7 protein-coding genes and 2 pseudogenes are annotated in these 8,338 nt (G+C 61.5%); 7 read left to right on the forward strand and 2 right to left on the reverse strand.

Annotation, left to right across the window (positions count from 1 at the left end):
• Nucleotides 1–77 precede the first annotated feature (77 nt).
• From IQK56_RS18445 to IQK56_RS18460, 4 genes are all read left to right on the forward strand, one after another.
• Nucleotides 78–1,151 carry a serine hydrolase domain-containing protein gene (locus IQK56_RS18445; protein ID WP_193862670.1) on the forward strand — a complete coding sequence of 358 codons (1,074 nt, stop codon included), beginning with the start codon at nt 78–80 and terminating at the stop codon, nt 1,149–1,151.
• Nucleotides 1,148–1,462 (forward strand): amidase, encoded by a 315-nt coding sequence (locus IQK56_RS18450; RefSeq protein ID WP_122308467.1) that lies wholly within the window; start codon nt 1,148–1,150, stop codon nt 1,460–1,462. Before IQK56_RS18445 ends, IQK56_RS18450 begins: the two co-directional genes overlap by 4 nt.
• 87 nt (nt 1,463–1,549) lie before the next feature.
• Complete coding sequence (locus tag IQK56_RS18455) at nt 1,550–2,131, forward strand: YceI family protein (protein ID WP_150762381.1); 582 nt, start codon at nt 1,550–1,552, stop codon at nt 2,129–2,131.
• A gap of 1 nt (nt 2,132) precedes the next feature.
• Nucleotides 2,133–3,290 (forward strand): phospholipase D-like domain-containing protein, encoded by a 1,158-nt coding sequence (locus tag IQK56_RS18460; protein WP_193901779.1) that lies wholly within the window; start codon nt 2,133–2,135, stop codon nt 3,288–3,290.
• Between the two features lie 131 nt (nt 3,291–3,421).
• Here the strand turns inward: IQK56_RS18460 and bglX are convergent, their stop codons facing one another.
• Entirely contained in the window at nt 3,422–5,713 is a 2,292-nt protein-coding gene (gene bglX, locus IQK56_RS18465) for a beta-glucosidase BglX (protein ID WP_193862672.1), read from the reverse strand.
• A 244-nt stretch (nt 5,714–5,957) separates the two neighbouring features.
• Here bglX and IQK56_RS18470 point away from each other — a divergent pair, with 244 nt between their 5' ends.
• From IQK56_RS18470 to IQK56_RS18480, 3 genes and pseudogenes are all read left to right on the forward strand, one after another.
• Entirely contained in the window at nt 5,958–6,569 is a 612-nt protein-coding gene (locus IQK56_RS18470; RefSeq protein WP_032888315.1) for a LemA family protein, read from the forward strand.
• A 4-nt stretch (nt 6,570–6,573) separates the two neighbouring features.
• Nucleotides 6,574–7,303: pseudogene (locus tag IQK56_RS18475) on the forward strand (TPM domain-containing protein).
• A gap of 31 nt (nt 7,304–7,334) precedes the next feature.
• Entirely contained in the window at nt 7,335–7,952 is a 618-nt protein-coding gene (locus IQK56_RS18480; protein ID WP_150674740.1) for a TPM domain-containing protein, read from the forward strand.
• Between the two features lie 77 nt (nt 7,953–8,029).
• Here the strand turns inward: IQK56_RS18480 and IQK56_RS18485 are convergent.
• Nucleotides 8,030–8,338 (reverse strand): annotated as a pseudogene (locus IQK56_RS18485) (aspartyl/asparaginyl beta-hydroxylase domain-containing protein); the annotation flags it as partial.

Genomic DNA, 8,338 nt, shown 5'->3' on the forward strand with positions numbered 1-8,338 from the left:
GACAGCCCCTCTGTCGCCAATCTGTCATCACCCTCGGCTAGGCTCGCGGGCTTGAATGCCTCATTGAGTCTGCGTCCATGGTAAGAGGCCTGTTGTGCGTTGCCCTGCTGTTCGTCACCGTTACCGCCCATGCCGACACCTGGCCAGACAAGGACTGGGCCAAGGGCACGCCGCTCGCCGGGCCTGCCGTCGAAGCCCTGGACGCCTACGCGTTCCCGCCGCGTGACGATGCCACCCGCCAAGGTATTCGCACCGATGCGCTGCTGGTGATCCGCGACGGCCAGGTCGTCTATGAACGCTACGCCGCGCCCACCACCGCCGACACGCCGCACCTGACCTGGTCCATCAGCAAGAGTCTGATGGCCACCGTGCTGGGCATAGCCTACGGCGATAATCGCTTCAAACTGACTGACCCTGTGTGGCGTTTTTACCCGCCGATGAAGCAACATCCCACGGTAACCATGGCCGACCTGCTGCACTGGGCTTCAGGCCTGGACTGGCAGGAGGACTATGAATTCGCCCCGCTGAAATCCTCGGTGGTGGCGATGCTCTATACCCGTGGTCACGCCGACATGGCCGAGTTCGCCGCCAACACCGGATCGTTCTGCGCGCCGGGCCAGGCTTTCCGTTATTCCAGCGGTGACAGCAATATTTTATCCGCCGCACTCAAAGGCATGCTCGGGCACAAGGCTTACATCAGCTACCCGTGGGATGCGCTGTTCAAACCGCTGGGCATTCGCAATGCCACGTGGGAAACCGATGCCGATGAAACCTTTGTCGCCTCGTCCTATGCCTACCTGACTGCACGCGACTTGGCCCGCGTCGGTTTGCTGATGGCGCGCAACGGTCGGTGGGGCGAGCAACAATTGCTGCCAGAAGACTGGGTCGCCTTCAACCGCCAGCCTTTCGACAAATACAAGGCAGGCCAGGACGAAGCCGTGCCCGGCGGTCATTGGTGGCTGAACCAAGGTACCCCGCGACCCTGGCCCGCCGCCCCGGCTGACACGTTCGCCGCCCTTGGCCACTGGGGCCAGGCGCTGTACGTGATGCCCGCCGAACACCTGGTGATCGTGCGTTACGGCGATGATCGCGACGGCAGCTACCAACACAACGAACTGCTCAGACGCGTGCTCGCGGCGGTGCAGCCATGATCCGTCGCCGGCCGTTTACCAGCCTTTTTGTGGTGCTGTTGCTCGCCCTGTCGGGCTGGATTTGGCACGAGCGCGTCAACCTGCAAGCCTTCCCCGACATCATCGCCGCGTACACGGCCAAGGAGTACTGCTCGTGCCGCTATGTGGCGAACAATCCAGCCGACTATTGCCGGGGTTATGTGAAGCAGTACGTGCCGACCAGTGCATTCAGCGATAACCCGGAGCGCAGTGAGGTCACCGCGAGCGGATTAGGACGCACGCACACTGCAAGGTGGCTGGGGGAGCGCCAGGGCTGCCGCCTGACACCCTGACCCGGCAAGCCGCCTCCCACATTTGGATTTGCGCCGTTCCTGACATGCGCTTAAGGTTCGTGCAGGTTTTTTGCCCCACGAGTCTTTATGTTCAATGTCAAACTTCTGGCCTTCACGTTACTGACCTGCGCCGCTATCCCCGCCCAGGCCGATTGGTACCTGGATAACGAATCCTCGCGGCTGTCGTTCGTCACCACCAAAAACACCGAGATCGCTGAAGTCCATCGCTTCCTGGTGCTGCACGGCAAAGTCGACAGCAAGGGCGCGGCGCAGGTGGAAGTGGAGTTGGACTCGGTCAACAGTGGCATCCCCTTGCGTGACGAGCGCATGCGCAACCAGCTGTTCGAGATCAAGACGTTTCCCGATGCGCTGATCAGTGCACAGATCAACCTGCAACCCATCAATGACCTGGCCCCCGGCGCGCAGTTGGAGTTGCGCCTGCCGCTGAGCGTGACCTTGCACGGCAAGACCCAGACCTACAGCGCCGAATTGCTGGCCACGCGCCTGGATGATCGGCGCTTCCAGGTAGTGACCCTGGAGCCCGTGGTATTGCACGCCGAGGATTTCGACCTGGCGCCGGGTGTGGCGGGATTGCGTGAAGCCGCGGGGCTCAAGTCGATCAGTTTGTCGGTGCCGGTGGGTGCGGTGCTGATTTTTACGGCGCGCTGACGTGAGCGGCGCAGTGTTCCCATGGCGCAGCGCCAACCGTTTCGAGTTGTTGATCGACGGACCGAATTTCTTCCCCCAGATGCTGGTGGGCATTGCCCGCGCTGAGCGCCAGGTGGATCTGGAGTTGTACCTGGTGGAGGCGGGCGCTTGCGCCGAAGCCATGGTGCAGGCGCTGGTGCTGGCCGCCGAACGCGGCGTGCAGGTGCGTTGCCTGTTCGATGACTACGGCAGCCTCGCCTTTACCCTGGGGCTGCGCAAGCGTTTGACCGATGCCGGTGTGACGCTGCGTTTCTACAATCGCCTGAGCTGGCGCCGTTGGATGCGTAATCTGTACCGCGACCACCGTAAGCTGCTGCTCATCGACCAGGACATCGCCGTGGTCGGCGGCACCGGCGTCACCGATGAATTCTGGACGCCGGGCGAAGACAACGCCGAATGGCACGAAGTGATGGTGCAAATCAGCGGCCCCCTGGTGCAGGACTGGCAGGCGCTGTTCGACCGCCAATGGCACGCCAACGGGGCGCGCCGGGAGTGGAAGCCCGCCACCCATTTCGGTTTGCCGCGCTTGCCCAAAGTGCCGGCGACCGGGCCGGGTCTGGGCCGCGTCGCGTATGCCGACGCCCGTCAGCACCGCGACATCCTGCAATCGCTGATCCGTGCACTCAACAACAGCAAGACGCGAATCTGGCTGGCCACGCCGTATTTCCTGCCCACCTGGGGCGTGCGCCGTGCCTTGCGCCGGGCGGCTGGGCGCGGGGTGGATGTGCGTTTGCTGCTGACCGGCCCACGCACCGATCACCCGTCCGTGCGTTATGCCGGGCATCGTTATTACCCGCGTTTGTTGCGCTCGGGCGTGCAGATCTTTGAATACCAGCCGTGCTTTTTGCACCTGAAGATGGTGCTGGTGGATGACTGGGTGAGCATCGGCTCGTGCAACTTCGATCACTGGAACCTGCGCTTCAACCTGGAAGCCAACCTTGAAGCGTTGGACCCGCAATTGACGCAGGCGGTGGTGGCGAGTTTTACCGCGGATTTTGCCCAGAGCCAGCTGGTCAGCCTGGAAGCGTGGAAGGCGCGGCCATTGTGGCGGCGGGTAAAGCAGCGAGTGTGGGGCTGGATTGATCGGTTGGTGGTGAACCTTCTTGACAGAAGGAGTTAGAAACAGCTGCAAGCTACAAGCTACAAGCTACAAGCTACAAGCTACAAGCTACAAGCTACAAGCTGCAAGTTAAAGCAGAACTGCTCTCTCTTGCAGCTTGAAGCTTGAAGCTCGCAGCTAACAGCCAGCTGTTACAACAGTTCGAACGTCTGCTGTTGCACATCCTGGGAATCCAGCCCGATCTGCACATTGAACTCACCCGGTTCCGCCGCGAACTTGAGCTGGGTGTTGTAGAACTTCAAGTCTTCCTCGGTGATGGTGAAGTGCAAGGTGCGCTCTTCCCCAGCCTTGAGCATGACCTTCTGGAAGTTCTTCAGCTCCTTGATCGGGCGGATCATCGAGCCGGCCACGTCCTGGATATACAACTGCACCACGGTTTCGCCGTCGACCTTGCCGGTGTTCTGCACGGTGACGCTGGCGTCGAGCTTGCCGGTCTTGTTCAGCGTGGTGGACGACAGCGCCATGTCCGACAGGCTGAAGGTGGTGTAGCTCAGGCCATACCCAAACGGGAACAGCGGCCCGGTGGTGTCATCGAAGTATTGCGAGGTGTAGTTGCCCGGCTTGCCTGGGGTGAACGGCCGGCCGATGGTCAGGTGGTTGTAGTAGGTCGGAATCTGCCCCACGGAGCGTGGGAAAGTGATTGGCAGTTTGCCCGACGGGTTGTAGTCGCCGAACAGCACATCGGCGATGGCGTTGCCGCCTTCGGTGCCGGCGAACCAGGTTTCCAGGATCGCGTCGGCCTGTTGGTTCTCTTCCAGAATCGACAGCGGGCGACCGTTCATCAGCACCAGTACCAGCGGCTTGCCGGTGGCCTTCAGCGCCTTGATCAGGTCGCGCTGGCTCTGCGGGATGTTCAGGTCGGTGCGGCTCGACGACTCGTGGGACATGCCACGGGACTCGCCCACGGCGGCGACGATCACGTCGGCATCCTTGGCTGCTTTGACGGCTTCATCGATCAGCACCTGGGGCGCACGCTTGTCATCCACCACTTCCGGGGCATCGAAGTTGAGGAAGTTGAGGTAGTCGACCACGGCCTTGTCGTTGGTGATGTTGGCGCCACGGGCGTAGATGATCTTGCCTTTCTCGCCGATCACCGCATTCAAACCGTCGAGCAGGGTTACCGACTGTTCCGGCTTACCGGCAGCGGCCCAACTGCCCATCATGTCGATCGGCGCCTTGGCCAACGGGCCGACCAGGGCGATGGTCGCGGATTTTTTCAGTGGCAGGGTGTTGTTCTGGTTTTTCAGCAATACCAGGCTGCGACGCGCGATATCGCGGGCTTCGGCGCGGTGCAGGCGGCTGTCGGCGTAGGTGTCGGCCGGGTCATCCTCGGCCTTGCCGATGCGCAGGTACGGGTCCTTGAACAGGCCCATGTCGTACTTGGCGCCGAGCACTTCGCGTACGGCGTTGTCGATGTCGCTTTGCTCGATCTCACCGGACTTGAGCAGCCCCGGCAATTCCTTGCCGTACAGCGAGTCGTTCATGCTCATGTCGATGCCGGCCTTGATCGCCAGCTTGGCGGCTTCGCGCCCGTCCTTGGCCACGCCGTGCTTGATCAGTTCGAAGATCGCGCCGTGGTCGCTGACGGCCAGGCCCTTGAAGCCCCAGTCCTTGCGCAGCAGGTCGTTCATCAGCCAGGTGTTGGCGGTGGCGGGCACGCCGTTGATCGAGTTCAGCGCCACCATCACGCCGCCGGAACCGGCCTTGATCGCAGCGTGGTACGGCGGCAGGTAGTCCTGGTACATCTTGACCGGGCTCATGTCGACTACGTTGTAGTCGCGCCCGCCTTCCACCGCGCCGTACAGGGCGAAGTGCTTGACGCTGGCCATGATGCTGTCGGCGTTCGCGGCGCTGGCGCCCTGGAAGGCCTTGACCATGACTTCGGCAATGCGCGAGACCAGGTAGGTGTCCTCGCCGAAACCTTCGGAGGTACGGCCCCAGCGTGGGTCGCGGGAGATGTCGACCATCGGTGCGAAAGTGATGTCGAGGCTGTCGGCGGCGGCTTCCTGGGCGGCGATGCGCCCGGAGCGGCCGATGGCGTCCATGTCCCAGCTGGACGCCAGGGCCAGGCTGATCGGGAAAATCGTGCGGTGGCCGTGGATCACGTCGTAGGCGAAGAACATCGGGATCTTCAAGCGGCTGCGCATGGCCGCGTCCTGCATCGGCCGGTTTTCCGGGCGGGTGATGGAGTTGAACGTGCCCCCGATGCGGCCGGCGGCGATTTCCTTGCGGATCATCTCGCGGGGCATTTCGGGGCCGATGCTGATCAGGCGCAATTGGCCGATCTTTTCATCGAGGGTCATCTGCTTGAGCAGGTCGCTGACGAAGGCGTCCTTGTCTTTAAGCGCAGCAGGCTTTGTTTCTGCCCAGACGGGTTGGGTGGCCAGCGTGGCAACAAGGCCGAGCAAACACAGCTTCTTCATGAATATCCTTTTTCGGCTCACTGCACAGCGAACATGCGCTGTTCTGCCAAAATGTGGGGAACATATGTTGTTGTTCGAGTGTTATTGCAGAAAATGCACCACACTTCTGAACTCTTATTTGCGCTGGGCATCTTTTTAGCTGAATGATTCGATGCAATCCAGTAGTGGGAGCGGATTATGCCCCAAGCGCGCGGTTTATAGGGTCAGTCGTCAAATTCCATCAAGATTGCTCAGGAGAAACACCATGCAAGCAGCACAAGGTTACCGCTGGGGCTTCAAGGCCGCGGCTTTGCTATTGATCAGCACGGTGCTGAGCGGTTGCGGCATCAACACCATTCCCACCCTGGACGAACAGGCCAAAGCCGCCTGGGGCCAGGTGCAGAACCAATACCAACGCCGCGCCGACCTGATCCCCAACCTGGTGGAAGTGGTCAAGGGCTATGCTGCCCATGAACAAGACACCCTCACTGCCGTGATCGAAGCGCGTGCCAAGGCCACGTCGATCCAAGTGGATGCCAGCACCCTCGACAATCCCGAGAAACTCAAGCAGTTCCAGCAAGCCCAGGATGGCTTGAGCGGCGCCCTCAGCCGTTTGATGGTGGTGTCCGAGCGCTACCCGGACCTGAAGGCCAACCAGAACTTCCTGGCCCTGCAATCCCAACTTGAAGGCACCGAAAACCGCATCGCCGTGGCCCGCCGCGACTTTATCCAGGCCGTCCAGGCCTACAACACCGAGATCCGCACCTTCCCGGGTCGCCTGTGGCACAGCGTGATGTACAGCGACTTGCCGATCCGCCAGACGTTTGAAGCCACCAGTGCCGATGCCGATAAAGCGCCGCAAGTGAAGTTCAAGTAAGCCGATGCGCTTATTACGGATAGGCCTGGCGCTGTGGCTGCTGGCCTGCGTCGGGGCGGCCCACGCGGCGTTGACCTTCCCGGAGTTGACCGGGCGGGTGGTGGACAACGCCCAGATGATCGACCCGGCGGTGCGTGCGCAGTTGACCCAGCAGTTGCAGGCGCTGGAGCAAACCTCTGGCGACCAGATCGTGGTGGTCACCGTGCCCGACCTGCAAGGCGTGCCCATTGAAGACTTCGGTTATCAATTGGGCCGCCACTGGGGCATCGGCCAGAAGGGCAAGGACAACGGCGCGCTGTTGATCGTCGCCCGCGATGAGCGCACATTGCGCATCGAAGTCGGCTATGGCCTGGAAGGTGTGCTGACCGATGCGCAGTCCTGGGTCATCATCAATCAGGTGATCACCCCCAAATTCAAAGCCGGCCATTTCAGCCAGGGCATCAGCGATGGCGTGGCCGCGATGATCCAGGTGGTCGGTGGTGAGCCATTGGCCGTGCCGGCCCATGTGGCGGACGCCAACTTTGCCAAGGATAATCCAGGGTTTTCCATTGGCCTGTTTATCCTGCTGATCGGCGTGTTGTGGTTGTGCAACCGTATGGGGCTGCCGGTGGGCGCGATCTTGCTGGCTATTCTCAGCAGCAGCGGACGCGGCGGCGGGGGGGGGCGGTGGCGGCGGTGGTTTCCGGGGCGGCGGTGGCGGTTTCGGCGGTGGCGGCGCTTCAGGTGGCTGGTGATGACAATAACTAGAAAAGAGCATGTACAACCATGGCATTACTGACTGAACACGAGCAACGCCAAGTCGCCGAGGCGATTGCCCGGGTCGAGCAACAGACCGACGCCGAGCTGGTCACCGTGCTGGCTGCGCGTGCCGACGACTACGCCTACATCCCCTTGTTGTGGGCCAGCTTGATCGCCCTGGTGGTGCCGGGCGTGGTGCATTACCTGTCGGGCTACCTGACCATGTACACCTTGTTGTTGGCCCAGTGGCTGACCTTCATTGTGCTGTGCCTGGTGTTTCGTTTGCCCAAGGTGACGACCCGCTTGATCCCGCGCTCGGTGCGCCACTGGCGGGCGTCCAACCTGGCGCGCCGGCAGTTTCTGGAGCAGAACCTGCACCACACGTTGGGCAGTACCGGTGTGCTGATTTTTGTCAGCGAGGCCGAGCGTTATGTGGAGATCCTGGTGGATGACGGCATTTCCAAACGCTTGGATGACAGCAATTGGGATGGGATCGTCAAGGCGTTTACCCAGCAGGTGAAGCAGGGGCAGACGTTGGCGGGGTTCATTGCCTGTATCGAGGCGTGTGGCGAGTTGTTGAAGGTGCATGTGCCGGTGACGCAGGCGCGTAATGAATTGCCCAACCGTCTGGTCGTTCTCGAATAGAACATCCAACACTGGAGATCAAATGTGGGAGGGGGCTTGCCCCCTCCCACATTTTTGACCGCGTTTAAACTTTCAGATCAGCCGAACAGCCACTTCCACAGCAGCACCAGCACGACCACCGCCAGCACCGGCCGCGCAATGCGGTAAGCCTTGGGATGCTTACGCTTCCACTGCTTGACCTGGCCGCTGAACTTGTCGCTGAAGGTCTTGCTCCAGGCATACGCCTGGTTGATCCCGCCAACGCGCTCGTCATCCAGGTTCTGTGGCGCGGTGGCGCGGCCCAGTTGCTTGCTGACCCAACGGTTTACGCGGGTCATAAAACCGTTGCTCAACGGCCGCTCAATGTCGCAGAACAGAATTACGCGGGTCTGTTCGGTTTCGTTCTT

The organism is Pseudomonas cyclaminis, assembly GCF_015163715.1.
GTDB lineage: Bacteria > Pseudomonadota > Gammaproteobacteria > Pseudomonadales > Pseudomonadaceae > Aquipseudomonas > Aquipseudomonas cyclaminis.